The sequence below is a fragment of the Bradyrhizobium sp. USDA 4369 genome, assembly GCF_054056435.1.
This window is the reverse complement of sequence record NZ_JBSRYH010000001.1, coordinates 5,439,791-5,464,788: the sequence shown is the minus strand read 5'-3', so window position 1 is coordinate 5,464,788 and position 24,998 is coordinate 5,439,791. Positions and strand designations below refer to the sequence as shown.

Annotated in this window: 21 protein-coding genes and 1 pseudogene; 9 read left to right on the top strand and 13 right to left on the bottom strand. The window is 64.6% G+C overall.

Annotated elements, in window-relative coordinates:
- Positions 1-216: 216 nt before the first annotated feature.
- Positions 217-675 carry an iron-sulfur cluster assembly scaffold protein gene (locus ACVIJ6_RS24755; protein WP_456774840.1) on the top strand — a complete coding sequence of 153 codons (459 nt, stop codon included), beginning with the start codon at positions 217-219 and terminating at the stop codon, positions 673-675.
- 207 nt (positions 676-882) lie between these two features.
- On the opposite strand, the gene ACVIJ6_RS24750 is transcribed toward ACVIJ6_RS24755, so the two are convergent.
- Positions 883-1,788: a hypothetical protein gene (locus ACVIJ6_RS24750; protein ID WP_456774839.1), complete on the bottom strand. Its 906-nt coding sequence runs from the start codon at positions 1,786-1,788 to the stop codon at positions 883-885.
- A gap of 263 nt (positions 1,789-2,051) precedes the next feature.
- On the opposite strand from ACVIJ6_RS24750, the gene yidD reads away from it, so the two are divergent.
- Both yidD and ACVIJ6_RS24740 read left to right on the top strand, forming a co-directional pair.
- A complete protein-coding gene (gene yidD / locus ACVIJ6_RS24745; RefSeq protein WP_456774838.1) occupies positions 2,052-2,405 on the top strand; it encodes a membrane protein insertion efficiency factor YidD in 354 nt (117 codons plus the stop codon).
- A 166-nt stretch (positions 2,406-2,571) separates the two neighbouring features.
- The gene (locus ACVIJ6_RS24740) at positions 2,572-2,781 is read left to right on the top strand and encodes a hypothetical protein (RefSeq protein WP_456774837.1); all 210 of its coding nucleotides are present in this window, start codon (positions 2,572-2,574) and stop codon (positions 2,779-2,781) included.
- 26 nt (positions 2,782-2,807) lie between these two features.
- Here the strand turns inward: ACVIJ6_RS24740 and ACVIJ6_RS24735 are convergent.
- Positions 2,808-4,058: pseudogene (locus ACVIJ6_RS24735) on the bottom strand (hypothetical protein).
- Positions 4,059-4,060: 2 nt separating this feature from the next.
- Positions 4,061-5,437, bottom strand: coding sequence for an APC family permease (locus ACVIJ6_RS24730; protein WP_456777076.1), 1,377 nt, complete (start codon positions 5,435-5,437; stop codon positions 4,061-4,063).
- A gap of 463 nt (positions 5,438-5,900) precedes the next feature.
- Here ACVIJ6_RS24730 and ACVIJ6_RS24725 point away from each other — a divergent pair, with 463 nt between their 5' ends.
- The gene (locus ACVIJ6_RS24725; RefSeq protein WP_456774836.1) at positions 5,901-7,046 is read left to right on the top strand and encodes an alpha/beta hydrolase; all 1,146 of its coding nucleotides are present in this window, start codon (positions 5,901-5,903) and stop codon (positions 7,044-7,046) included.
- 335 nt (positions 7,047-7,381) lie between these two features.
- Here ACVIJ6_RS24725 and ACVIJ6_RS24720 read toward each other — a convergent pair whose 3' ends face one another.
- Positions 7,382-7,831, bottom strand: coding sequence for a hypothetical protein (locus ACVIJ6_RS24720; protein WP_456774835.1), 450 nt, complete (start codon positions 7,829-7,831; stop codon positions 7,382-7,384).
- A gap of 353 nt (positions 7,832-8,184) precedes the next feature.
- On the opposite strand from ACVIJ6_RS24720, the gene ACVIJ6_RS24715 reads away from it, so the two are divergent.
- Complete coding sequence (locus tag ACVIJ6_RS24715; protein WP_456774834.1) at positions 8,185-9,126, top strand: helix-turn-helix transcriptional regulator; 942 nt, start codon at positions 8,185-8,187, stop codon at positions 9,124-9,126.
- Positions 9,127-9,312: 186 nt separating this feature from the next.
- Complete coding sequence (locus tag ACVIJ6_RS24710) at positions 9,313-9,918, top strand: acyl-homoserine-lactone synthase (RefSeq protein ID WP_456774833.1); 606 nt, start codon at positions 9,313-9,315, stop codon at positions 9,916-9,918.
- Between the two features lie 14 nt (positions 9,919-9,932).
- Here the strand turns inward: ACVIJ6_RS24710 and ACVIJ6_RS24705 are convergent, their stop codons facing one another.
- The 7 genes from ACVIJ6_RS24705 to ACVIJ6_RS24675 form a co-directional block, all read right to left on the bottom strand.
- On the bottom strand, positions 9,933-11,309 hold the full coding sequence (locus ACVIJ6_RS24705; protein WP_456774832.1) for an efflux RND transporter periplasmic adaptor subunit: 1,377 nt from the start codon (positions 11,307-11,309) through the stop codon (positions 9,933-9,935).
- Positions 11,285-12,853 (bottom strand): TolC family protein, encoded by a 1,569-nt coding sequence (locus ACVIJ6_RS24700; RefSeq protein WP_456774831.1) that lies wholly within the window; start codon positions 12,851-12,853, stop codon positions 11,285-11,287. The genes ACVIJ6_RS24705 and ACVIJ6_RS24700 overlap by 25 nt, the downstream gene beginning before the upstream one ends.
- Position 12,854: 1 nt before the next feature.
- Entirely contained in the window at positions 12,855-14,126 is a 1,272-nt protein-coding gene (locus tag ACVIJ6_RS24695) for an ABC transporter permease (RefSeq protein WP_456774830.1), read from the bottom strand.
- Complete coding sequence (locus ACVIJ6_RS24690; RefSeq protein WP_456774829.1) at positions 14,068-14,784, bottom strand: ABC transporter ATP-binding protein; 717 nt, start codon at positions 14,782-14,784, stop codon at positions 14,068-14,070. The genes ACVIJ6_RS24695 and ACVIJ6_RS24690 overlap by 59 nt, the downstream gene beginning before the upstream one ends.
- Before the next feature lie 167 nt (positions 14,785-14,951).
- Positions 14,952-15,311 carry a hypothetical protein gene (locus ACVIJ6_RS24685; RefSeq protein WP_456774828.1) on the bottom strand — a complete coding sequence of 120 codons (360 nt, stop codon included), beginning with the start codon at positions 15,309-15,311 and terminating at the stop codon, positions 14,952-14,954.
- 160 nt (positions 15,312-15,471) lie between these two features.
- Positions 15,472-16,647: an MFS transporter gene (locus tag ACVIJ6_RS24680; RefSeq protein ID WP_456774827.1), complete on the bottom strand. Its 1,176-nt coding sequence runs from the start codon at positions 16,645-16,647 to the stop codon at positions 15,472-15,474.
- A gap of 78 nt (positions 16,648-16,725) precedes the next feature.
- Positions 16,726-17,217: a hypothetical protein gene (locus tag ACVIJ6_RS24675; RefSeq protein ID WP_456774826.1), complete on the bottom strand. Its 492-nt coding sequence runs from the start codon at positions 17,215-17,217 to the stop codon at positions 16,726-16,728.
- Between the two features lie 551 nt (positions 17,218-17,768).
- Here ACVIJ6_RS24675 and ACVIJ6_RS24670 point away from each other — a divergent pair.
- Positions 17,769-17,966: a hypothetical protein gene (locus tag ACVIJ6_RS24670; RefSeq protein WP_456774825.1), complete on the top strand. Its 198-nt coding sequence runs from the start codon at positions 17,769-17,771 to the stop codon at positions 17,964-17,966.
- 391 nt (positions 17,967-18,357) lie between these two features.
- Positions 18,358-20,424 carry a threonine--tRNA ligase gene (thrS, locus tag ACVIJ6_RS24665; protein ID WP_456774824.1) on the top strand — a complete coding sequence of 689 codons (2,067 nt, stop codon included), beginning with the start codon at positions 18,358-18,360 and terminating at the stop codon, positions 20,422-20,424.
- A 129-nt stretch (positions 20,425-20,553) separates the two neighbouring features.
- Here the strand turns inward: thrS and ACVIJ6_RS24660 are convergent, their stop codons facing one another.
- Positions 20,554-21,465 (bottom strand): hypothetical protein, encoded by a 912-nt coding sequence (locus ACVIJ6_RS24660; protein ID WP_456774823.1) that lies wholly within the window; start codon positions 21,463-21,465, stop codon positions 20,554-20,556.
- Positions 21,466-21,696: 231 nt separating this feature from the next.
- Between ACVIJ6_RS24660 and ACVIJ6_RS24655 the strand changes: the two genes are divergently transcribed.
- Positions 21,697-22,260, top strand: a complete 564-nt coding sequence (locus tag ACVIJ6_RS24655) for a nitroreductase family protein (protein WP_456774822.1) — start codon at positions 21,697-21,699, stop codon at positions 22,258-22,260.
- Between the two features lie 206 nt (positions 22,261-22,466).
- Here ACVIJ6_RS24655 and ACVIJ6_RS24650 read toward each other — a convergent pair whose 3' ends face one another.
- Positions 22,467-24,935 carry a putative bifunctional diguanylate cyclase/phosphodiesterase gene (locus tag ACVIJ6_RS24650; RefSeq protein WP_456774821.1) on the bottom strand — a complete coding sequence of 823 codons (2,469 nt, stop codon included), beginning with the start codon at positions 24,933-24,935 and terminating at the stop codon, positions 22,467-22,469.
- Positions 24,936-24,998 lie beyond the last annotated feature (63 nt).

Sequence of the window (24,998 nt, the reverse complement as noted above, 5' to 3'; positions counted from 1 at the left end):
TCGACCGGCCGGAGATCCGACCGGAGTGTCACCGGCAGAGCGTCACCTTGAGGGCGTCACCTGCAGAGGTGTGACCCGCAGGCTTGGCGCTTATCGCGCCGGACGCCTGTGGATGTGGCTGGAATTCCTGCCAATCGTTTCCATATAGTCGCAATATAGGGCGATGAAACCCGGCCGCCAAGGCCGACCGCCGGTAATTCCGGGGACGTCAGGCACATGCTGAACGACATCTACAATAAGCGGATCATCGAACTTGCCGGCAATATTCCGCGGCTCGGGCGGCTCGACCACCCCGATGCGACCGCAACCGCCCATTCCAAGCTGTGCGGTTCGACCGTCAAGGTCGACCTCAAGATGGACGGCCCGGTGGTGACCGACTTCGCCCATGACGTGAAGGCCTGTGCATTGGGCCAGGCGTCCTCCTCGATCATGGCCCGCCACGTGGTCGGTTCCAACGCGGCCGAGCTGCGCGAATTGCGCGAGACCGTCCGCCGGATGCTCAAGGAGAATGGCGCGCCCCCGGAGGGCAAATGGGCCGATATCGCCCTGCTCGAGCCGGTGCGGGACTATAAGGCCCGCCACGCCTCGACCCTGCTGACGTTCGACGCGGTCGTGGATGCCATCAACCAGATTGAGGCCAAGGCGGAGGTCAAGGCGGAAGCCGCGCCGGGCTGAGCCCCACAAGCCCGCCATGCCGAGACCCGTAGCCCGGATGAGCGAAGGCATGCGCTCGAAAGGGCGAAGGCTGGAGCGACATCCGGGTTCGCCGAGACGGCGCGAGAGAACCCGGATATCGCTATCGCCTGCGCGCGTGCCGCGCACAGGCTGATGCTCATCCCGGCTACTGGACTGTACCGCGGACCGAAAGAACCGGGGCGCCGCTTATTGTTGCGGGGTCGCCGCGATCGTGGCTGGCGGCAAGGCTTCCGCCGTGCGCGACAGCTGTGCCTTGTCGCGATCGGTCGCCACCGGGAAGCGGTCCTGCTGCTTGTCCTTGACCTTTTCGGGCGCTTTCGGCGCGAGCTCGGCCACCGGCACCGTTCCCTTGGACGGCAGCACGTCGGCAATCATGTCGGTGGTGACGAGATTGGTCAGCCGCAGCTCGGCGCGCGACAGCTCGTGGAGATCCTCCCACGGCGGCACGTTCAGCGCCAGCGACAGCAGATCCCCCGCCCCGCCCATGTCGAACGTGTATTTGGCAAGACGGCCGATGTCGCGCTCGACGATCATGAGGTCCTGCGCGGTGTAGCTCGCGGCCTTGGCGTCGTCGGCGCGGTCGCCCATCCAGATCTGGTGAACGCGGACATGAGCCGCGTCGGGGACGTAGCGCGTGGTGCCAGCCAGCAGCAGGAACACGCACATCGACTCGCAATAGGCATCCGATGCTACCCGCGGCCGCTCATTGGTCCGGCTCGGCCGCAACGTCGTGCCGACCGTGGTACGCAGTTTCAGAGCGCGGAACCGCCGTCCCAAAGTGATCGCGTCGTTGACCGAGCCGCCGCTGGAATCGAGCACGAGGCTCGCCCCGCTCAAATCTCGATCCCTGGCAAATTCCTCGAAATCCTTGGGCGTGTCACCGGTGACGATGCCAACCGCGCTGACCCAGCCGCAATTGGGCTCACAGGCCACCCACTCGAACCGCATCGGCAGCTTGCGCTCTTCGAGCGCGCCCCCGGCGCGCGCCGTATTGGACATGACGGTGATCGCCCCACCGAGCACCGTCCCAAGCGCAGCGACACCGAGAAGTATCCAGCGCATTTCACGCGACCGCAGCAATTTCACGCCCAATCCGCCCCCCTCGCAAAGCTCGGTACGCAGTTCATCGTTTCCTTCGCGGCAAGACCTGACAGACTGGCCTCAAATCCGTTATTAGTCTGTCACATCCTTGTCGAGAAACGTATCCGGGCAATCCCCGACCGTCCAGCTGCGGTGTGCTGCAGCGCCGCTGAAAACCTGTCATTGTTGCATCACGTCACCACAAAAGCGCGCGAGCTGTGGTTCCTTGCCCGGGAACCGATCAAACGTTCGCTCAACGATCCGGCACGGCGCTCATGAAGCCCTCATCTTCTCATCCCGACGACCATCCGCTGCAACCGTCACCGGCCTTGCTGGCCCGACTCCCGCGACGCGCCGCGCGCGGGCTGATCTGGCTGTATCGCCACAGCCTGTCGCCGCTGGTCGGCTACAACTGCCGGCATCTGCCGACCTGCTCGGTCTATGCCGATCAGGCCATCGAAGCGTACGGGCTCTGGGCCGGCGGCTGGATGACACTCGCCCGTCTGTTGCGCTGCCAGCCGTTCGGCACCTCCGGCATCGACAACGTCCCGGCCGAAATCCCTCCCCGCGCCCGCTGGTACCTGCCCTGGCGCTATGCGCGCTGGCGCGGAGTCAACGGACCGACCTGATGTGCATCGCAACAGGCGGCCTCTGCGTCTCTTGATCTGCAGCAAGTCAGTTGAGCAAAACGTCGCGCTATGATGATGGTGATGAGATGAGGGGCGGCGCCGCCAAGAGGAACGCCGCCATTCGGTTCTGCATTGATGTGACACTTCCTGTCGGGAGGAAACAACGATGCGCTGGACAATCAGCCCTGGACCTGGCCGGTCCGACAAGAGCCCAGGCCATGACGGAACGGAGCACGACCCGCGCCAGCTGGACATGCTCTGCATCATCGCCCTTGTGATCGTCATCATCGGCGCCTGGCGCTATCTGGCCGACAGCAGCACCCTGCCCCCGACCACGACATCCTACATCGTTCCGAGTCAGAGCGTGCATTGGTGAGGCGTGCATGACGAGCCGCAACGCCCTCACCAGCGCGGCCAGAACATGAAGTCGTCGCGGCGCGGCGGCGGCGGATACATGGGAATGAACTCCGGCGGACGCGGCGTGCGGCGCGCACGCGGCGGCTGATAGCTTGTTTCCGCAGGGCCGGTCGCCTCGGCCGAGATCGTGGTGTCGCTCGACGGCGTTCTGACCGACAGCAGCAGGTTCGATTCCCGGGTCCGCCAGCGATAGCCGATCCCGAAATCCAAAGGCGGCGCGTGCTCAAACAGCGCGGCATAGCCCGGTTGATATTTGTCGGGAAACTTGTCGATCGGCCCGAGATAGCGGCCGAACGGAAAGAACCGCCAGGCCCTCGGATCGTAGCTCGCAAGCGGAATGCCGGAATCATCCTGGATGATCGTGGCGCTGTTCTTCAATAGCCAGCTGCGAACCTGCGAGAAGCTGCGCTCGTGCAGCAGATAGGAGGCGCTCTTTCAGCGGAGTCTCAGCAGGCTGTTGGCTGGCGCCAGCGGCTCGCAGAACTTGAGAAAGCCGCTCGCTTTCACCCCGGAGTCCGACAGGTCGGTGGAAAAGTAATCGAGTGTCTTTTCCACGCCGTCGGCGCCGGCGAATTTGATGCGGGCGCCCCTGGTCGCGTTGCGTGTCGCCGGCTCGTTGCCGGCATGCAATCCCCCGTTCTCATCCAGCCAGATCAAGCTCGCACTTCGGATGGTCTTGCCGGTGCGCGCCAGGAAGACATAGAGGATCGGCAGCGTCCCCTCGATCTCGCCGTCGCGCAGATCCGATTTCATATTCTTGGTGATGAAGAACGAGAAGCTCAGGATCGACTGCAAGGAGCGCTCGACATAGGACAGCGCGGGTCCGATGCTGCCGGGCGGCAATCTCGTGAGGTCCGGCACCGGACCCGGCGGTTCGAGCGCAGCCATCACATAGGTCGTGGCCTTCGAATGGAAAGCATCGGCGTAGAGAAAATCCGGACCTGAGAAGAAATAGAACATGGCCGGGCGCGGTGCCGCGAGATTGAGATCGGCCCAGCCCCGGATTCGCGACAATTGCCGCTGATCGAGCAGGTTGAAGGCATTGTCGAGGAAGGCCGCGTGGCGCCGCCACGCCGGGTCCTGCGTCACGGCGGCCAGCGGCGATCCCGCCGACGGCGCCATGCCCGCGAGCACGCGCGCGGTGTCGTCGGCTGTGACGGTTTGCGCCCGCGCCGGACCGCTCATCGAGATGAGCAGACAGGCGAGGACCAGCCAGGCTTTCGTCAGCACGCCCATGCTCACTCCGATCCCGACACGGCTGCGGCGTCGGCCCGGCCCGGCCGCGCGTGAGCGAACCAATAGATCAGCAATCCCGAGACCATGGCCAGCGCGCCGAGACCCGCCTGCCAGGGCCGCGCTGTGACGAGGTAGTAGATCATGAAGCCGGTGACGCCGAGGAAGACCAACGGCGTGATCGGATAGCCCCAGGCCCGGTACGGGCGCGCGAGATCCGGCTTGGTGACGCGCAACGTGATCAGGCCGAGCACCGTCAGGAACGAACAGCACAACAGCGAGAACTGGACGAGATCGAGAACCGCCTCGAAGCTCTCGGTGAACAGCATCAGGGTGGCCACGGTGAGCTGAAACAGGACCGCGTAAGTCGGCGCCCCGCCGCGCGAGCGGCGCGCAAAGACGGCCAACGCCGGAACGTCCTCGCCCATGGTCATCAGCACGCGCGGACCAATCCACATCATCGCGGCGATCGAGGGAATGAGCCCGACGCAGATCATCGCGGCCACGAACCGCCCACCCGTCTCGCCAAAGATGTGAGCGCCGGCAATGCTGGCCACCTGAAGTTGGCCGGCGAGATCCTGCATCGGAACAGCGCGGAGGAACGCCGCGTTCAGCGCCATATAGAGCACCAGCACAACCGCCGTCCCGACCAGCAGCGCGCGTGGCAAGGTCCGCTCCGGCGCGTGCAGCTCACCGATGATGTAGGTGGCCGCGTTCCAGCCCGAGAACGCGTACATCACGAATACCAGGCCGGTCGCGAACGCGGCACTGGTGACATAGCCGATATCAGCCGCCGCGGGCCGGAACGAGACCGGTTGCGGGACCGTGATGACGTAGCCCGCGATCAGGAAGGCCGCGATCAGGCCGAGCTTCAACACCGTGGACAGCAGCTGGAAATGGCCGGACCGGCGGATGCCGCCGAGCTGCACGGCTGTCACGAGCCACACCGCGCCGACCGCGAGCATGAGCGGGGACATGCCCGGCAGCACGGCGCGGCCATATTCGCCGAAGGCCATCGCCGCGAGCGCGACCGGCGCTGCGAAGCCGACGGTCGACGACACCCAGCCCGCCATGAAGCCGACCGCCGGGTGAAATGCCCGCGTCAGGAAATTGTACTCGCCGCTAGACCGCGGAAACATCGTGCCGAGCTCGGCGTAGGACAGCGCGCCGCACACGGAGACGAGGCCGCCGACGGCCCACAGCACCAGAATGGCAAATCCGGAGGGGATGTCCTTGACCTGAAAGCCGAGGCTGGTGAAGACGCCGACGCCGATCATGTCCGCGATCACGACGGCGGTCGCGACCGGCCATGACACGGACGCCACGACGGAACTGCCTGACCGGCCCGCCCAGGTCGCCTGATCCATCTCGGATGCAGCCATCTCGATCAGGGACGCCAAGCGCCCCTTTCCCCTGCTTTCGGGCCCATGTTCCGGCTGAAGCATTCAAGCATAGTTAACGCGCGTTAAATATGGCGGGCTTCGTTCGTTGAATGGTCATGGCGAACCGATGGCGCTCGCCGGGCGCTGCGCCCTGCATCGGGCGATGCCTCCCACAATCGCGACACAATCGCGTGGTGTGTCGTCGGTGCTGCGCCAGGGTATCCTTAACGCGACGTCAATTACGCCGGCGCAAATTGAGCGAAACCGTTGTCTGCGGGCCGCGATCCGGCTCGTTTCCTGGGGACGCATGATCGGGACCGGTCCGAGATCGTCGGGATGTCAGCAGCAGCGCGCCGCAGCGCGGCCGCGTCTGCGTGCCCCCCGCTCGGCCCATCCCTCTCGACGCGCAACCCTTGGCGCCGCTGCTGGCGCGCTCGGCCTGGGCCTGACACTTGGCCTATCCTTGACACAAGGCAGCCAGGCGCCCGAGCCCGCAGCGCTGGCCGCCAATGCCGCGCCAGCCAGCGAGTTCACCTTCGAACAGCGCTTCCCGCCCCCCGAATTTCGCGATCGCTTTCCAACGGCGAGCGAAAGCCTCGCGCTTCACACACAATCTGAATTTGCGCCCAAGCCGCCGCCCACTCAGCTCGTATCGCTCGAACCGCAGGCGCCGGCGTCTCCCCAGCGCGACAACGTCACCACGCTCGTCAGCATGGCGTCGTCAGCCTTTCCCTATTTCGGCAACAATCCGGCGTCCGACGCCCCCTTCCTCAACGTGTCGAGCGGCGACCGCCGCGGCCACCGCAGCTTTTCGGGACGGGTCTACTGGCAGGACCAGACCTACAATGACAGCCGCGTGCTGGTGCATGTCCCCGAACGATTCGACGCCCGCAAGCCCGGCGTGATCGTGGTGTTCTTCCACGGCAATGGGGCCACGCTGGAGCGCGACGTGCGCGACCGGCAGATGGTGCCGCAGCAGATCACCGACTCCGGCGTCAATGCGGTGCTGCTCGCCCCGCAAATGGCCGTCGATGCCGCCGATTCGAGCGCTGGCAAATTTTGGCAGCCCGGCGGCTTCAAGCGCTTCATGGATGAGGCCGCGGTGCATCTCGCCCGCCTGACCGGAGATCCGGCAAACGCCAAGACCTTCGCCGGCATGCCGATCGTGATCGTCGGCTATAGCGGCGGCTTCCTGCCGACGGCCTGGAGCCTCGAGGTCGGCGGCATCAGCGACCGTGTGCGCGGCGTCGTGCTGCTCGACGCGGTGTACGGCCAGCTCGATAAATTCGCCAATTGGATCGAGCGCCATCGCTCAGGATTCTTTATCAGCTCCTACACTCGCTATACCGCGCACCACGATCAAGAATTGATGGCCATGCTGCGCAGCCGCGGCATCGACCTTCTCGAAGGCGACGTTCTCAAGGGCCAGGATCGGCCACTGCGTCCGGGCAGCGTCGTCTTTGTCGAGACCGATGAAGCCATGACGCATCGGGATTATGTCACGCAGGCGTGGACGCGACTTCCGATCAAGGACGTACTGACGAGAATGGCGGCGGCGCAGCCACCCATCCGGATTGCCGCGAGCACGCCTGAGACGCGCGACAGATGACGACGCGCGATAGATGACCCGCACAGACGCTCAAGCATGAGCTGAGATCGCTGACACAGGCTGCGGGCATCGAAGAGAGACAAAGACATCTCTCAAAAGAAGTCACCGAACACCGAGCAAGGATCGCCGCCACGCACAGATCGGCACCGAGAGGCAATTCACGCCATATAGCCGCCATATAGCGCGTGCACGCAATGTGGCGCGGTTTAGAGTTGCGTGCAAATTCCACAAGCGGAACGCGGCAGGCCAGACCTTGCCGCGTTCCCTTACTTCAATCCAGCGTCGGAACGACTTGTCCGCGCTACTGTACGTGCACGCTTACTACATCGTGCACGCTACTGCATCGTGAAGGTGCCGGAGGCCGCGTTGGTGCCCGTCGTTCCATTTCCGCTGCAGTTCGGACGACCACCGGTCCCCTTATAGGCGGAGACCGACACAAGGGCGACCGGGAAGGGTCCGAATGGACCCTGGGACTGATACTGCAAATCGAACCGGCAGCCATTCGCACCGTTCTGATAGCTGACCGAACATTGCAGATCGCTCGAAGCTGCCGATGCGCTGAACGTCACCGTGGCGCCGCTGGCGATGCTTGCCGGCGGGGAGAAGGTGGTGCTCGGCGTGCAGCTCGACGTATCCAGAGTAATAACCGCCCCAAACGAATTCGTCACCGTGTAGTTGACGCTCACCGTCTGCGCCGATTGTGACGACGCGCTGCCAGCACCGGCAACTGCGATCGCAGCCGCCAGAACCGCAACGCACGCCCGTCTCGATCCATACTTGTTCATTTAAAACTCCTAAGGTTCACCCTTGCGCTGATCTCATGTCGATATCCGACCTCGGAGAAAACGCCATTCCATGAACTGCCACCCGGCGCTTCGCCGATCTGATCGGCTCGATTGGCCGACGCGGGCAGAAAGAGAATGAGACCAACACCAAGACCTTCAAATCGACGCGGCGAATAGACACGCCGGGCTCACCTAACTCAATCTTAGGTTTTATCAACTTGACACTCAAACGGCACCATGGAACGCGATTCCTCTGCAAAGCTGAACAGTTCAATACACGCATTCAGCGCTTGTGATTCCGACGTCGACCTCATCTTGTATGCCAACGCGTTCGTTCGCCTATCGCAACGCCCTTGTATCCGCATCAAAATCGCACTCGGCACAGCTCGAAAAATAATCAACCGATGGTTGAGGTAACTGCGTTCGCGACTCCGATCGATTGCAGTCTAACGCAGAAGTCATCACCGTTCGATCTTGTCACCGCAAAGCTTCATCTACTAACATTGCATTCAGCAGCGCGAGCCACATCTACGCTTGAGAACGATGCGCTTACAGGCAGGAAAACGATGAGTTGCAAATGCGAATCGGCATGTGAACGAATTGCGCGGACCACCTCTTTGAGCGAGCTCTCGAACGTGCTGTCAGAAACCCGTCACGAATATGAGCTCGCACATCTCGTCTACAATGCGCGACATTTGCCCCGGACGGAGGAACCGAATCCGCTCTTGCTGCTCACCTATGACGCCGAATGGGTTCAACGCTACAAGACTCAGGACTACTTCCAGATCGATCCCGTGATCAAACACGGCCTGACGAACCTGCTTCCACTCGACTGGAGCAACCTCGAGAGCGGCGAGGCCGACGTACGCGCGTTCTTCCGTGAAGCCCGATCGTTCGGCGTCGGCCGCAACGGCATGACCATTCCGATCCGCGGTCCTCATGGAGAGCGCGCGTTGTTTTCGCTGACGAGCAATCATTCCGCTGGCCAATGGCAGACCACGCGTCTCGCGATGATGCGTGACTTCATGATCATCGCGTATTTCTTTCACGATCAGGCCGTGCGGCTCAGCGGCATGCGCGATCTTCCCGGGATGGGGCGCCCGCTGTCGCGCCGCGAACGCGAGACGCTTCAGTTGGCGGCTCGCGGCTTCGCACCGAAGCAGATTGCCGCCGATCTGCGCGTATCGACGACAGCTGTCCGGCTCTATCTGCAGACCGCGCGGACCAAGCTCGAATGCACCACGCTGACGCAGGGGATTGCCAAGGCCATCAGCCTCGATCTCATCCGCGCCTGATCCGCTGCGACTGCGCGACAAGCAGACCTCAGACGCGTGATGTGTCGACCGTTGCCGAAACGAACCGATTCAATCGATTGCTCTTGGTCCGATCCGGCAACGCGACCCCATCCATCGCCTGGACTTAGTCACGCCTGGACTTAGTCACGACAGGACTTGGTCACGACAGGACTTGGTCAGTATCTGATGATCGAGATTCTCACGAGAGCAGATGAGCCGCGCGCTCCCGCCTGGTTCGACCAGATGTTTTGCGGCCGCGCCAAAGTGTTCCATGAACGCCTCCGATGGCGGGTGGTCGTCAGAGACGGCCGAGAAATGGACCGCTATGATGAGCACGAGCGGACCATCTATCTCATGGCCATCGACAGCGCCGGACAGGTGGTCGGCTCATTGCGCCTGCTTCGCGCTGTCGGCGAAACGATGCTGGACAACGAATTTCGCGATTTCTTCTCACCTCCCATTGTCATTCGGAGCGCGGAGATCCTGGAATGCACCCGGTTTTGCGTTCACGGCGACCAGACGTCCTCGAAGCCAAATGCAGTCTCCTCAGAGCTCATGATCGGGCTCTGTGAATTCGCGCTTGCCAACGGCATTCGCGAGATCATCGGGCTCTACACTTCCGGGATGACCCGCATTTATCGCCGTGTCGGCTGGGAGCCCCGTGAGATCGCCGTTGCCAAGCCGGAATTCGGGCGTCTCATGCTGGGCACCTGGGCCGTATCGACAGCCGCGCTGCAGACCATGACATTGCGAGCGGGCTCTTCTCGCGAGCGGGCTCCCTCCGCGCAATGAGCTGGTTGCCTGCCTCACTCGACCGCCACGACATCTCCCTCCTCTAGCCCGGAGAGAATCTGCACCGATGTCGGCGTCGTCACCCCAAGCCGGACTGAACGCTCCTGCGATTGTCCTGACGTCAAATCGATCAGCTTCACGGTTGTTGCGCCGGATGGGCCGCGCCGGACGGCCCCGATCGGAACGAACAGCGCTCCCGGCCGAGCATCCAGCTCGATGGTCATGCGCGCGGACATTCCGATCCGGATGCCCTCCTTCTTCGTGTCGTCGATCAGGACACGAACATTGAACATCGCGGTTTGATTGGCGCTGTCCTGGGCTGCTTCGGAGCTGACGCCCACAACATGTCCGCGCAGGGGAAGACCAGGAAATGCGTCGCTGGAAATGGCGACAGATTGGCCGATGCGGATTTGATTGACGTCGATTTCGTCGACCTTGCCGTCCACGATCAGGCTCGACAGGTCGGCGACCGAGAACAGGGTTTGGCCCCGCTGGACGCGTGCGCCGGCTTCGACGGTCTGCGGCACCGCTCCGCTCGCATTAACCGCTGGCGGCTTCACGATCACGCCGGCAACCGGCGCACGGACAATCGTGCCGTCCGCCTGACGCTGAACGTCCGCCAATCTCGCCTTCGCATTTTCAAGCTCGAGCTCGGCGAGACGCCGGGAATCGGCCCCGCCCCGCGCCAGGGTCGCGGTCAGGTCCTGCTCCGCCGTCGCAACGGTGAATGCTTGATTGTCGCGCTCCTGCTCGGCCGCCTCGAACTCGACCCGCGACACGATCCCGCGGTCGTAGAGTTGCCTGGTGTCGTTCACCTTGCGCTCGAGCCGGGCGAGCACGGTCCGGGCAGCCTCCACGCCTCGCCTGGCGCGCGTCACCTCGGGTCCGGCCTCCCAATGCGTCAACGCGTCCAGCGCAATGGCAGCCTTCAAGGTCGCCGACCTGGCTTCCCGCCCCCGGCTCTGGATGTCCTCAGCGTTCATGACAATCAGAACGTCCCGTTCGGCGACAGTGTCACCGAGCGCGACCTTCTTCTCAGCGATCGAACCGTCATAGGGCGCCGTAACCGCAACGCTCCGCGCAGGCGCCACGGTGCCCATCGCCACGAGCTGTCGGGCCGCCGTTCCGGCCGAGACCCGGACCGACCGCAGCGCCGGGGATGGCGGTGCGGCGCTGCCAGCCTTGTTGCCCCAGGGCGTTCCCAGCCATGCGGCAGCGGCGATCAGGATGAGCAGCGCAGCGCCGGCCGTGATCAGGCCGTGCCGGCCCCGAGGTGAGCTCGCGCTTGCGGCGAATGGCCCGGCGCGGGTCCGCGGATCAGTGTCGTGCAGCAGCGGAACAGGTCCGGCGATTGGGTCGCGGACTTCTAATCCGCGAGATCGATGTGCCATGTCTTCAGCGTGGTTCCGAGGGCCATGTCGAGCGTGGTCAGAGCGTTGAGGTAAGCGATGGCGGAGTTCAGCTGCTGCTGCTCGGCATCGCGAAGATCGGCCTCCAACGAGCGGATCTGAAACGCCGACGACCGGCCGGCCCGGAGCTTTTCGTTCTCGATGGCGAGCGCGCGTTCAGCCAGAGTGCGTGCCTTTCTTGCCACTTCGAGCTGACTCCAGGACATCTCGATATCGGTCACCGCGGAGCGCACCTGAAGCTCGACACCCTGCCGGATCGCGGCCAGTTGCAGCTCGGAGGTTCGCAGCGCGGTCGAGGCCTGTACGGCCGGCTGCTCGCGCTGCAGTCCGGTCAGCGGCATGTTGAACTGCACGCCGACGACGCCATCGGCGATGCGCTGGCTGTCTTTGGCCGCAGCGGTGGTGACTGTTCTGCCGCCGAAGCTGCCGCTGGCGAACACCGAGAGGTCCCACAGCTTCTGGTTCTCAGCGACTGTGAGGCCGAGCTTGTTCTGCTCCACCACACAGAGCTGCCCGAGGAAGTCAGGTCGCTCCGACAACGCGATCCGCATGACGTTGCGCAGATCGGGGCGGAGGCGCTCAGGGCTGGTGCTCTCTCCCGCGATGACTGCAGTCCCCAGATCGATCGACAGCAATTGCAGCAGATTCAACCGCGCGATCTCGATGCTCCTGGCCGCGGCGAGCACGCGGATCTGCTGGTTCTCGACATTGGCCTCGCTCTGGACGATCTCGACCGCCGCCATGCGGCCGGCCTGGATCAGCGACCGATTCACGTCGACGAGCTCGCGGGCGCGCTTCAGCGAATTCTGCGCCAACTGCCAGCTTTCCTGCGCCTGCAGCAGACTGCGGTAAGCGAGAATGACCTGCCCGATCGTGTTCGAGACCGTCCGCTTGAGATTGAGCCGATTGATCCGTTCGGTCAGGCGCGCAATTCCGAGCGGCGCCATGGTGACCTCGGTGCCTCCGCCGCGCAGCAGAGGCTGGCTGATCGTCACGTCGGCAGTCGATCGTCGCGTCTGGGTCCCCGCGACGTCGGTGAAGGAAGTGTTCCATGCGAAGCCGAGAGTCGCGCCGGTCGGCAGCAAGATACTGGCCCCAGGCGAGACTTGAACGGTGCTGGTACCGATCGCGCCGATCGACTGGCGCACGGCCGATCCGGACACGCCCAACTGCGGTGAGAAACGATCCTCAGCGACGCGAAGATCGAATTTCTGCGCGATCCTGTCGATATAGGCGCTCCTGATGGCGCGGTTGTCGCGCAGTCCGAGAAATACGGCGTCGGCGAGCGTCAGCGTGGAGCCCTTGATCGGACTGTCCTGCTCATCGGCGGCGCGCTTTTGCGGCATCGGAGATGGACGGCTGGACCGTTGCGCCTGGGCTCCCGCCCCCTCGGCCGGCGCCGCCTGACACCAGGCGCTGACGGTCACGCCCAGAACCAGCGCGCGGAATCCAGGCCCGCCAAAGCCATGCTGCGCGCGCCGGCTGCGGGGATGGCGGAACGGCGCGGATGGCAACCTGAGCACCATGTCATTCCGCTCGCAACGCATCGATCGGATTGAGGTTGGCGGCTCTGACGGCCGGATAAAGACCGAAGAACAGCCCGACACAGACGCTCATCCCGACGCCGAGAGGCAGGGCGGCCCATGCCGGGCTGAATGTCCAGCCGCTGATCTTTGCGAAGGCAAATCCGACGGCCGAGCCGATGATCGTCCCCACGACAGCGCCGATCGCCGACAACAACATCGACTCGGTCAGGAACATCACCACGATGTCCTGCTGCCTGGCGCCGATCGCGATCCTGACGCCGATTTCGCGCCGCCGCTCCATGACACTCATCAGCATCACGTTCATGACTCCGACGCCTCCGACGACCAAAGAGACGGCGCCAATCGCAAGCAGCAGCAGACTGTAGATCCGCACCTGTTCGTCGACACTGGCAATCAGTTGCCGTGCGGTCTGGATCTGCAGCGCGCCGCCCTGCGGCACTTGCTGCCGAAAGGCCGCAGCGATCGCCGAAGTCGCGACAGCACTGTCGACCCCTGCCGAAAACTTCGCAGCAATGCGCGAGATCGAAACGGCCGACGCCGGCACCAACCGCCGCGCAGCCATCAGCGGAATGACGACGGACCGGCTCAAATCGAGGTTGAGGACGAAGTTCTGTTCCGTCGGCTGAAGAACACCGACGACCGTCATGATCTGATCCTGAATCCTGATCTGATCTCCCGGACCGGGCTCCTGCCCTGTCGCCGCCCGCACCTCCCGGGCAATACCAGCTCCAAGAACCACGAACGGCGCAAATCCATCGAGGTCCGAGATCGCACGCCCGCGCGCAAAGTCCGCCTTGGCCAGTTCGAACAACTGATCATTGGATGCGATGAGGGTCGCACCAATGCGTTGGCGCCCGGCATGAAGCGTCGTCCCGGCGCTGATGATCGGGGCTGCGCTTGCGATTCCGAGAGACGGCTGCAACAGCATGTGGACGAAGCTCTCCGGAATGGCCGGGAGCCGGGTTGCCGTCCCCACCGCGACGATACTCAAGCGGTCGATTCCCAAGGATTGGAAACGACGCATCGATTCGACGCGTGCCGTGTGCCCGATGTGAAGCATCGCAATCACCGCAGCGGTCCCGATTGCGATTCCAATCAGTGCCAGCAGCGCGCGGCCTCTGAGGAGATGCACTTCGGCGATCGCCTCTCTGATGAGCTCCAGCAGCAGCGGAGAGGTCGATATCTCGGTCCCCTCAACAGGGTCCGGCATCGCGCAGCTCATCGCGATTGTCGTCGACGACGCGACCGTCACTCACGACGATCCGACGCGGACAGCGCGCCGCCACCGTCGGATCGTGCGTCACCAGAATGATCGTGGTCCCGTGATTCCTGTTGAGATCGAGAAACAGATTCATGATGCTCTCGGATGTCGCCGTATCCAGGCTCCCGGTCGGCTCATCGGCCAAAATGACGGCCGGTTGCCCAGCCAACGCGCGCGCGATGGCGACGCGCTGACATTGTCCTCCGGACATCTGGTTCGGGCGGTGGTCGATCCGGTCTTGGAGACCCACCCGCGCCAAAGCGGATCTCGCAATGTCCCGGCGCGCAGGTCGTGACACGCCGCGGTACAGCAGAGGGAGCGCAACATTTTCAAGCGCCGAAAGCCCCGGGAGCAAATTGAACGATTGGAAGACGAAGCCGATCAGCCGATTGCGCAGCCTGGCCTGCTCGTCCGCACCAAGGCGGTCCACCCTCAGGCCGGTGATTTCGATCCGACCCGCGTCCGGTCGATCCAGTAGCCCGATCATACTCATCAAGGTGCTCTTGCCGGAGCCGGACGCCCCCTTGATCGCGCACAATTCAGATCGGCCGACCACCAGGGAGACGTCCTGAAGAACCGGCAGCGCACCATGCCTGCTCGGATAGGTCTTCGAGACGCCGAAGACGGCAAGTACAGGCCGCTCTATCACGGGGCAGCCTCCGAACCCTCGTCGTTACGGGAGGCCATATCACCGGCGTGCGCGCGTCCGCACAATCTTGCGTTTTCTTAGCTTGACAAGTAGTTCGGCTCGCCCCGCGCGCCTCACAATGCAGCCAACTTTTTGCCGGGGAGGCCTCGCCCTCCCCGGACCTGGCATCACGTCTTGGGCAGCTTCGGCATGTTCTCGACGAAACCATTGAAGCAGGCGAGCCGCTCGTCCTCCTCCTTGGTGAACTTGCAGTCGGCCACCGCCTTCGCCTTCATCGCCTTCGGCTTGGCGGCGGGCGGGATCACGGCGTCATAGCAGTTCAACCGCTCTTTGGTTCCGTCGTCGATCTCCAGGCACGCCTGGAGCTTCACTGCGGCCGATTGCGGCTTGGCTGGCGCGGCGGCCGCGGTCTTCGCACCTTTCGGCTTCACCTGTACCAGCGGGCGATCACCGACCATCGGCGCGTTCTGGGCCAGCGCAGAAGTGCAAAACAGCGCTGCGGCAAGGCTCAATATCGTCTTTTTCATGCCATGTCTCTTTCATCCAAACCGTGGGCGCGCGAGATCGACCCGGTCGAGATGATCCGCCTCCTCTGGCGCCATCTCCGCCCCACAGCCTCCCACCACAGCGGCTTTAATCCGGTCCGACCGGTTTTGCCAAGCGCCAAGCCGCTGATCGCGGGGGACTTCAGGCCAGGACGGCGACGGGCAGCCGCGGCCGGCTGGCCAGGATGGCGAGCAGCGCCAGCATCGCGAAGCCCATCGCGGCATAGCCGGTGGCATCGAGCCAACCGTGCGCGAACAGGCTGCCGCCGAGCGCTGAACCGATCGCCTGGCCGATATAGAGCACGGAGGTGTTGAGCGAGACAGAGGCTGACGCCAGCGGCGGGGCCGCCGCCACGAGGCGGACCTGCTGCATGGAATTGGTGGACGCAAAGCCCAGGCCCCAGATCGCCACGGCAACCGCCATCAGGGAATAGGATCCCGCGCCGAGGGTCCAGACCGCGATTCCTGCGAACAGGAGGCAACTGAACAGGAGCGACGTCCGATAGGCTCCCCAGCCGTCGACGATCCGGGTGGCAATGACGACACCGAAGAAGCCGCAGGCCCCGTAGATCGCGAACACCAGCCCGACCTGGTTGGCATCGGCACCGGTCAGCCTGTTCAATAGCGGTCCCATGAAGGTGAAGATGACGAACTGCCCTGACATCTGCAGCGTCGTGATCAGAAGCAGCAGCACGACCATGCGGTTGCGGGCGAGCTCGGTCCAGGTCTTGAGCGCGACGGGCGCGCCCTTCAAGCCCGATGGCAGGCGCCATGTCAGCAGCAGCAGGCTGATCGCGCCGGCCGCCCCCACCGCGAGATAGGCCGCCCGCCAGCCGGAATGGCTGCCGATGAAGGTGATCAGCGGCAGTCCGACGGCGGCCGCCAGCGACCAGCCGAGAAACACATAAGCAATGGTGCTGCCGCGTGTCTCCACCGGGCTGATCAAGGCTGCGGTGCCCGCGGCCTGCGGCGTATACAGCGCACCGACCGCCAGCATCAGCAACCGCAGTGCGAGCAGACCTGCATAGTCCGGCACGAACGCAGACCCGAGATTGCCCAGGGTCAGCACGAGCAGGGTCGCCGCCAGCAGCAGGCGGCGATCGAAACGGCTGGTGAGCCACGCGGTCAAAGGCGAACAGATACAGAGCACCACCGCCCCGAAGGTGATCAGCAGGCCCGCGGTGTGAATGCCGATCCCGAGACCGGCGGCGAGTTCGGGCAACATGCCGGCGGGCGCGAGCACCGAACAGCCGGTGACAATGTTGCCGAGCATCAGTGCCGTCGGGGCGAAGCGGGGTGGAGTTTGATGGGACGTCATCGCCCTTCAATAGCAGAAAATTTAATGCACTTGCATGAAAATGTCTCATGGCGCCCATGACATTCTCGTCGATCGCACTCAGGGCGCTGGCTGAGCCGCCGCCTGTGGGGACGAGCCTTGCGTCCGGGAAACCGCCGCTCCGGGCGGTTGAGCGACCACTCTTGACGGCGGACAGGTATCCGCCAGCCGCTTCAGCGCGCTCTGCAGCCCGTCGCTCGCAACAGGGAACGGCCCGAGCTTGGGACGCGCAGCATTCGCTCCGGCATCGCCGAACTCGACCAGCGGCGCCGCGGCCAACGCCCTGATCTGACCAGCGTTCAGGAAGACGCCCCAGGTTTCGCGGTCGCCGGACCGTCGCGGCGGCCACAGGAAGTTGAGCTTGGCATTGCCGCTCGCTAAGACTAGGCCGGCACCGCCCAGTCTGGTGGGCGCGTTGCGCTCGACATCCAGCTCGAAGCGATCCTGGTCGAAGCAGACCAGCTGCAGCCGCATGGTCCGGAACGAGGTCTCGCCATCCTGGCGCGAAAGAACGGTCTTGTAGACAATGCCCCGGGCAGCGGCCTCGAACATCCAGGAGCTTTCCACACGGTCGCGGCGATCGAGCGCAAACCGCGCGATCTCCCTCCCGGGTCAGGATGCGCATGCCCTCGAACGGCACCGATCGCGCCACCGTCAGCAGACCCGGGTCCGCGCCGAGCCGAGCCATGTACCCGAGCACCATCTTGTCCGAGCGCTCCATTGCCCGCTGCATGGCCTGCGCCCTGAGCTCGCGGCTCGGCACCCCGCCGGTGAAGTTCAGGATGACCCGCGGCGAATGCACCGCGAGCGTGACGTCTGGAGCAATCTCACGCGAGGACGCGCCGAGGATGAGGTAGGGACAGGCCGAGTTGCAAATCGCGCCGCGGGTCCAGACATCGCCGTGCAGCTCGCGCCCGGATTGCTTGAGCCTGGTGCAGGCCTCGCCCTCCTGGGGCTCGAAGCCACACTCTTGCAGGGTGGTGCGACCCACCCGGACGGTGGCCTTCTTCTCACGCAGGATGTTGCCGATCGCGAGCGCCTGCTCGAGATTACCGCCGGGTGAGTTGAAGTAGATCGGCAGCTTGCGGCTGCCGATCTGCTTCATGAATTTGCGAAAGCGCGCCGCGGCGCTGTTGTCGATCTTGCCTTCGGCCGCGATCCAGCTGTCGCAGCCCGGTCCGCAGGCGTCAGGCGCGCCTTTGACGAGGGCAAAGGAAATGGCCGCGGCCCCATCCACGCTCCGCCGCGCGGCCGCCGCCGGTCGAGACGCCGGCTTGACCGGCATTGCCGGCTTGGCCTGATCGGCCGGCTTCGCCTGGGACGCTGGTCTGACCTGGATGGCTGACCTGGCCGGCGCTGCGGGTTTGCCCGTCGGCGCGACCGCCGCCTGCAGCGATGCACCCGGCGCGATGAGCGCGATGAGCGCGGCTGCAACCCGAATGCGGCCCCGCCGGAAGAAAACAGACAGCGGCGCCTCCCTTGCAGACACCATCGCCAACGCGTCCCCATATCCCAAACACTTGAAGTTGTATCATACCAGCCCGCCGCGACAATCTCCGCAGCGGCCTACCGGGTCGGATCGACCGGTTTTCCCGCCCTGCGCCGCCGGTTGCAGCCTCCGAATCCCCTGCTATACCGCTTTCTCCCGCTTACCTGCGCTCGTTCGCAGGAGTGAGCTCAAGGAGAGAGACAATGCCTGACTCGAAATCCCCCGATTCGAAATCCGACCATTCCAAATCCGGCTTCCAGTACAGCCTCAGCAATCTGAAGCCCGCCGCCCCGGTCGAGAAGATCACGATCGCCTTCCCCGACGGGGCCAAGCGCGAATATCCGCGGGGCACCACCGGCCTCGATATTGCCAAGGGCATCTCGCCCTCGCTCGCCAAGCGCACCGTCGCGATGGCGCTGAACGGCGACGTCGCCGACCTCAACGATCCCATCACCGAGGATGCCAAGCTCGAACTCGTCGACCGCGACGATCCGCGCGCGCTGGAATTGATCCGGCACGATTGCGCGCATGTGCTCGCCGAGGCTGTGCAGTCGCTGTGGCCGGGAACCCAGGTGACGATCGGCCCTGTCATCGAGAACGGATTCTATTACGACTTCTTCCGCAACGAGCCGTTCACCCCCGAGGATTTCGCCGCGATCGAGAAAAAGATGCGCGAGATCATCGGCCGCGACAAGCCCTTCACCAAGGAGGTGTGGGATCGCGAGAAGACCAAGCAGGTGTTCCGCGACAAAGGCGAGGCATTCAAGGTCGAGCTGGTCGACGCCATTCCGGGCGACGAGCCGATCAAGATCTACTACCAGGGCGACTGGTTCGATCTGTGCCGTGGCCCGCACATGACCTCGACGGGGAAGATCGGCAACGCCTTCAAGCTGATGAAGGTGGCGGGCGCGTATTGGCGCGGTGATTCCAACAATCCGATGCTGACCCGCATCTATGGCACCGCCTTCGCCAGGCAGGAGCAGCTCGACGCCTACCTCAAGCAGATCGAGGAGGCCGAGAAGCGCGACCACCGCAAGCTCGGCCGCGAGCTCGATCTGTTCCACTTCCAGGAGGAAGGTCCGGGCGTCGTGTTCTGGCACCCCAAGGGCTGGAGCATCTTCCAGGCGCTGATCGCCTATATGCGGCGGCGCCTCGCCGGCGAGTATGACGAGGTGAATGCGCCGCAGATTCTCGACAAGTCGCTGTGGGAGACCTCCGGTCACTGGAACTGGTACCGCGAGAACATGTTCGCGGCGCAGTCCGCCGGCGACGAGGCCGAGGACAAGCGCTGGTTTGCGTTGAAGCCGATGAACTGCCCAGGTCACGTGCAGATCTTCAAGCATGGGCTGAAGAGCTATCGCGATCTGCCGCTGCGGCTCGCCGAATTCGGCGTCGTGCATCGCTACGAGGCCTCCGGCGCGATGCACGGATTAATGCGCGTGCGCGGCTTCACCCAGGACGACGCGCACATCTTCTGCACCGAGGATCAGCTCGCCGAGGAATGCCTGAAGATCAACGATCTCATTCTCTCGACCTATTCCGATTTCGGCTTCGAGGGCGAGTTGACGGTGAAGCTGTCGACCCGGCCGGAGAAGCGCGTCGGCACCGACGAGATGTGGGACCATGCCGAGCGCGTGATGGCCACCGTGCTGAACGAGATCAAGGCGCAGCGCAACAACATCCGCACCGAGATCAATCCGGGCGAAGGCGCGTTCTACGGGCCGAAGTTCGAATATGTGCTGCGCGACGCCATCGGCCGCGACTGGCAGTGCGGCACCACGCAGGTCGACTTCAACCTGCCCGAACGGTTCGGCGCGTTCTATATCGACGCCGACGGCGCCAAGAAGGCGCCGGTCATGGTGCATCGCGCGATCTGCGGCTCGATGGAGCGCTTCATCGGCATCCTGATCGAGCACTATGCCGGCAGTTTTCCGCTGTGGCTCGCGCCGACCCAGGTCGTCGTCACCACCATCACCTCGGAAGGCGACGAATACGCCAAGCAGGTGCTGGCGGCGCTGCGCCGGGCGGGTCTGCGGGCGGAGATCGACCTGCGCAACGAGAAGATCAACTACAAGGTCCGCGAGCACTCGCTGCAGAAGATCCCGGCTCTGCTCGTCGTCGGCAAGAAGGAGGCCGAGACGCATTCCGTCTCCGTCCGCCGGCTCGGCCGCGACGGCCAGACCGTGATGCCGACCGCCGACGCCATCGCCGCCTTGGTCGACGAGGCGACGCCGCCGGACGTCCAGCGCCGCCAGCGCGAGGCGGCGTGAGGCCTGAATGGCCGCACGAGGCGTATAGCCCGCATGAGCGCCCGCCGAAGCCCAACGGGCTTCGGCGCAAGCGACATGCGGGTTCTCGGCCAGGGCACGAGAGACCCCTGCGGCTGGGTGACACCTGCGCTACGCCGACAGGCTGGCCGCAGCATCCGCCCCACGCCCTTCCCTCCCCGCCGCCTGCAGCGCGATCTCGGCGCATTCGGCCATGTAGAGAAACATCGTTGCCATCATGTGCGCGAGCGCCTCGCGTCCGCGCGGCAGGATGGTGATGGCGTCCATCGCGGCGCCGCCACGTCTGAGAAGTCCATTGGCCTCGGCTTCGCGCAGCAACGTCAGCACGTGCTTGCGCGACACCGAAAACTGCTTCGCGAGGGCGTTGATGGACAGCGGCACGGCGTCCACAGGCGGAAACGGCCGGTCCGCGGCGCCGGCCAACGCCAGGCTGAACAGAATGACCATGCCGGCCGTGCGCTCGGCAAACGGCTCCAGTTCTGGCGCGCCGTCGAGCACGCGAAGCCCGGCGATGAAGCGTTGGCCGAGCTCGCGCACGAAGGCCCTGACGAAGCTGGAATCGCGCAAGGCCGCCCGATAGGCGACAGCCGTCGGGATGACGGCGCTCATGGCGTCGAACTGCCCGCCCCAGCGCTCGCGATGCAGCGCCATCAGCCGCTCGGTCGGCACCAGCGGCCGCCGCCGTCGATCCTGACGCGGGGCCGCCGCCACGAGACCGACGGCACGCATCAGCGCCAGCATCGCCTCGCAGCGGCCGGGACTGCACAGATCGAGCCGCACGCACATGTCCTTCATGGCGCCGACCGTGAGTCCGCGCTCGCCCTCACACGGCCCAGCATAGTGCAGGTACAGCACGACATGGGGAAACAGCGCCCGCGCCCGGTCGCTCAACAGCGCATTGAGGATACGATCGCCGCGGTACAGGTAGACAGCCGCGGCGGCCGAGGCCCGCATCGCATCGGGAAAGCCAGGCTGGCTGCAAAGACGGAGCACGGCGTCAGGTGACAGTGTCAGCGGGGTCATTCCTACGGCAGATCCGGACTCTTGCCGGCCAGGGCCGGACGGTGTCGTCATCGTTTTACCGATCAGCCCGAGGGTCCACAATCGCGGCGGGGTTGGCTCGCGCGGACGGTTGGCCGCCAACCGGCAGTGCCGGCGCAAAGCCGAGAACCGATCAAAACGCCGTGCCACGGTCTCGTTGCCGGCCCTGGCCCATGCTATCTCTGCCCCGAAACGCAACAGAGACCCTGCCCAGTGCCCGACGCCCTTGAACTCCTGAAGACCCGCCGCTCCGTGAAGCCACGCGAGATGAGCGGTCCAGGCCCCTCGCCCGCCGAGCTCGACACCATCCTGACCATCGGCGCCCGCGTGCCCGACCATGGCAAGCTTGCGCCCTGGCGCTTCATCGTATTCGAGGGCGACGGCCGCCGCCGCGCCGGCGAGGTGATCGCATCGGTCTTCGCCAAGACGCACCCGCAGGCGACCCCCGCCGAGCTCGAGGTCGAGAGGAACCGCTTCATGGAGGCGCCGCTGGTGGTCGGCCTCGTCAGCTTCACCAGGCCGCATCCGAAGGTGCCGGCCTATGAGCAGGAACTCTCGGCCGGCGCCAGCGCGATGAACATCCTGACCGCCGCAACCGCGCTCGGCTATGGCGGCTGCTGGCTGTCCGGCTGGTTCATGTTTGACCGCGACGTGCTCGACGGCTTCGGCCTGAAGCCGGAGGAGAAGCTCGCCGGCCTCATTCATATCGGCAAGCCGACCAAGCCGAGCGAGGACCGCCCGCGCCCGGCACTCGCGGACATCGTGACGCGGTTTTGATGAGGGAGCGAGTGGCGAATAGCGCGTAGGGAGTGGCGTCCACTGCGCTCGCCTCTCGTCATTACGAGCGCAGCGAAGCAATCCAGACTGTCTCCGCGGATGGATTCCTGGATTGCTTCGCTGCGCTCGCAGTGACGTGGAGAGAGCGGAGCACCCTACTCGCCATTCCCTATTCGCTACTCCCCATTCGTCATTCGCTCCCCGGCTCACGCCGCCTTCGACGATCGTGCGCCGAACCGCGCCAACAGGCCTGCAATCTCCGAGGCGGGCCTGGCAGCGCTGAACAGATAGCCCTGCACCTGGTTGCAGCCTTCGGTGCGCAGCCAGTCGAGCTGGTCCGATGTCTCGACCCCTTCGGCCGTGGTGATGATGTTCAGGCTGCGGCCAAGGCCGGAAATGGCGCGGACGATCGCCAGGCAGTCGGAGCGTTGCGCCAGATCCTTCACGAAGGAGCGGTCGATCTTGATCTTGTCGAACGGGAAGCTTCTGAGATAGCTGAGGCTGCAATAGCCGGTGCCGAAATCGTCCATCGATATGCGGACGCCGAGCTGGCGCAGCTGATGCAAGGTCGCCAGGTTGGCATCGGTCTCGGCGAGCAGGATCGACTCCGTGATCTCCAGCTCGAGCCGCTCCGGGGCGAGGCCGGATTGCGCCAGCGCCTGCATCACGACCTGCACCAGGTTGCGGCTGCGGAACTGCACGGCCGACAGGTTCACCGCGACCTTGATGCCATCGGGCCAGCGCGATGCTTCGTGGCAGGCCTCGCGCAACACCCATTCGCCGAGCGGCACGATCAGCCCGATGTCCTCGGCAACAGGGATGAACTCTGCCGGCGAGATCATGCCCTTGTCCGGATGACGCCAGCGCAGCAGACATTCGAATCCGCTGATGATGTTGCTGGCGACATCGATGAGCGGCTGGTAGTGCAGCTCGAACTCGGCCTGCGCAAAGGCGCGGCGCAGATCGTGCTCCATGTCGCGCCGCTTCTGCGCCTGCAGATCCATCTCCCGCTCGAAAAAGCGGTGCACGCGGCCGCCGTGCTGCTTGGCGCGGTACAGCGCCATGTCGGCATTCTTCATCAGCTCTTCGCAGCTCGTGCCGTCCAGCGGGGACAACGCGATGCCGATCGAGGCGCCGATGACGAGCTCGTTGCCGTCGATGTCATAGGGCGCGCTGAGCACCGAGATCAGGCGGGCCGCGAACTCGCCCGGCTCATCAGCGTCGCCCTGACTGACGATCGCGGCAAACTCGTCGCCGCCGAGCCGCGCCGCCAGATTGCCGCCGTGCATCTGCTGCTTGAGGCGGCCGGCGACGGCCTGCAGCAGACGATCGCCCATCGGATGGCCGAACGAATCGTTGACGGTCTTGAACAGGTCGAGGTCGATGCACATCACGGCGAGCGGCCTCGCCCCTGACGCGGCTTCATCGAGCTCCTGCGCCAGGCGCTGCTGGAAAAACTCCCGATTCGGCAGGCCGGTGAGACCGTCGTGATGCGCCATATAGACAATCCGCGCCTCGGCGCGACGGCGCTCGGTAATATCGACGATGGCCATCAGCACGCCGTCGCGGCCGTCGTAACTGATCTCCCGTCCGTAGGTCAGGACCTCGATCTCGCTTCCATCGGCTTTGCAGTGGCGGCAGTCGCGGTGAAACAGATCGCCATCGGCCAGCCGCGTCAATGCATCGTCGACCGTGCCCCACTCGCCCGGCGGCCACAGATCCCACACGTTCATGCACAGGAGATCCGCGCGGCTGTAACCATAATGCCGGAGCATCGCATCGTTGACGTTGAGGATCTGCGCAGTCTTCCCGCCGAAGATGCACATCGGCATCGGATTGGCGTCGAACAGCAGCCGGAACGAGGCCTCACGCCGTTTGAGCGCGGTCACGTCGGCAATGGTCATCGAGACAATGTCACCGAACGCATGGACGCCGAGCCGGAGGTTGCGGTCGTCGCTATCGAGCTCGAACTGGTCGCTTCCTCCATGGGCCACGACCTCGAACAGCCGCGCCATCACGTCCGGGCCGCACAGCACGTGGCCGCCCTGCTTCAGGCGGTGCCATTGCAGGTCGCGCGACGGCAGCCTGAGCAGCTCGGCCGCCGCGCGATTGTGATGCACAACCTGGAAATCGCGCGGCGCTCCGGCGCTGTCGCGGATGGTTGCAAGCGAGATCACCCCGTCGTCCGTCGTCGAGAAGATCGCATCGAGCAGATTATATTGCGCGGCGCGCTCGTTGATATAGGTCCCCACCAGCGTGCTGCCCCAGCGCGAGCTGGTCGGCAGCGCCAGCACATCATAGGTGCGAACCATGCCATCGCGCACGCAATGCGCCGTCGCCGCATGCGGCTGCCGGCTCGACAGCGCGGAGCTCGCCGCCTCCGTCAGCACCGTGGCGCAATCCGGCGACACGGCTGCGACGGCGATGTCCCATCGCTCGTCCTGCAGCCATTGCTGGACATAACGGCCGCTGCGCGAGATCTCCAGCACGCCGCCGTCATTCTTCAACACCGCGATATGGTCGGCGAGACGACCGAGGCTGCCGAGCATCACGTCCTCATAGCGCGGCAATATCTGGCCCGGCTTCAACGCCGCCTGCCATTTGCGCTTGAGCACCGGGATATCGTCGAAGAGATCGTTGCTGATCTTTTCTAACGTCGTCTTGGCGGCACTCATTGCATTCCTCACGTCTTCAGTACGATCCGCCCTGCAGACGGTTCCTGCGTACCCATGCGTCGA

Bases quoted from the DNA above. Each gene is read 5' to 3' on its own strand.
- ACVIJ6_RS24675 (WP_456774826.1), bottom strand. From the start codon at position 17,217: ATGTTCGAGGCCGCTGCCCGGGGCATTGTCTACAAGACCGTTCTTTCG.
- ACVIJ6_RS24650 (WP_456774821.1), bottom strand. From the start codon at position 24,935: ATGAGTGCCGCCAAGACGACGTTAGAAAAGATCAGCAACGATCTCTTC.
- ACVIJ6_RS24705 (WP_456774832.1), bottom strand. From the start codon at position 11,309: ATGGCACATCGATCTCGCGGATTAGAAGTCCGCGACCCAATCGCCGGA.
- ACVIJ6_RS24730 (WP_456777076.1), bottom strand. From the start codon at position 5,437: ATGGCTGCATCCGAGATGGATCAGGCGACCTGGGCGGGCCGGTCAGGC.
- ACVIJ6_RS24755 (WP_456774840.1), top strand. From the start codon at position 217: ATGCTGAACGACATCTACAATAAGCGGATCATCGAACTTGCCGGCAAT.
- ACVIJ6_RS24710 (WP_456774833.1), top strand. From the start codon at position 9,313: ATGATCGAGATTCTCACGAGAGCAGATGAGCCGCGCGCTCCCGCCTGG.
- thrS (WP_456774824.1), top strand. From the start codon at position 18,358: ATGCCTGACTCGAAATCCCCCGATTCGAAATCCGACCATTCCAAATCC.
- ACVIJ6_RS24670 (WP_456774825.1), top strand. From the start codon at position 17,769: ATGAATTTGCGAAAGCGCGCCGCGGCGCTGTTGTCGATCTTGCCTTCG.
- yidD (WP_456774838.1), top strand. From the start codon at position 2,052: ATGAAGCCCTCATCTTCTCATCCCGACGACCATCCGCTGCAACCGTCA.
- ACVIJ6_RS24700 (WP_456774831.1), bottom strand. From the start codon at position 12,853: ATGGTGCTCAGGTTGCCATCCGCGCCGTTCCGCCATCCCCGCAGCCGG.
- ACVIJ6_RS24720 (WP_456774835.1), bottom strand. From the start codon at position 7,831: ATGAACAAGTATGGATCGAGACGGGCGTGCGTTGCGGTTCTGGCGGCT.
- ACVIJ6_RS24740 (WP_456774837.1), top strand. From the start codon at position 2,572: ATGCGCTGGACAATCAGCCCTGGACCTGGCCGGTCCGACAAGAGCCCA.
- ACVIJ6_RS24660 (WP_456774823.1), bottom strand. From the start codon at position 21,465: ATGACCCCGCTGACACTGTCACCTGACGCCGTGCTCCGTCTTTGCAGC.
- ACVIJ6_RS24685 (WP_456774828.1), bottom strand. From the start codon at position 15,311: ATGAAAAAGACGATATTGAGCCTTGCCGCAGCGCTGTTTTGCACTTCT.
- ACVIJ6_RS24680 (WP_456774827.1), bottom strand. From the start codon at position 16,647: ATGACGTCCCATCAAACTCCACCCCGCTTCGCCCCGACGGCACTGATG.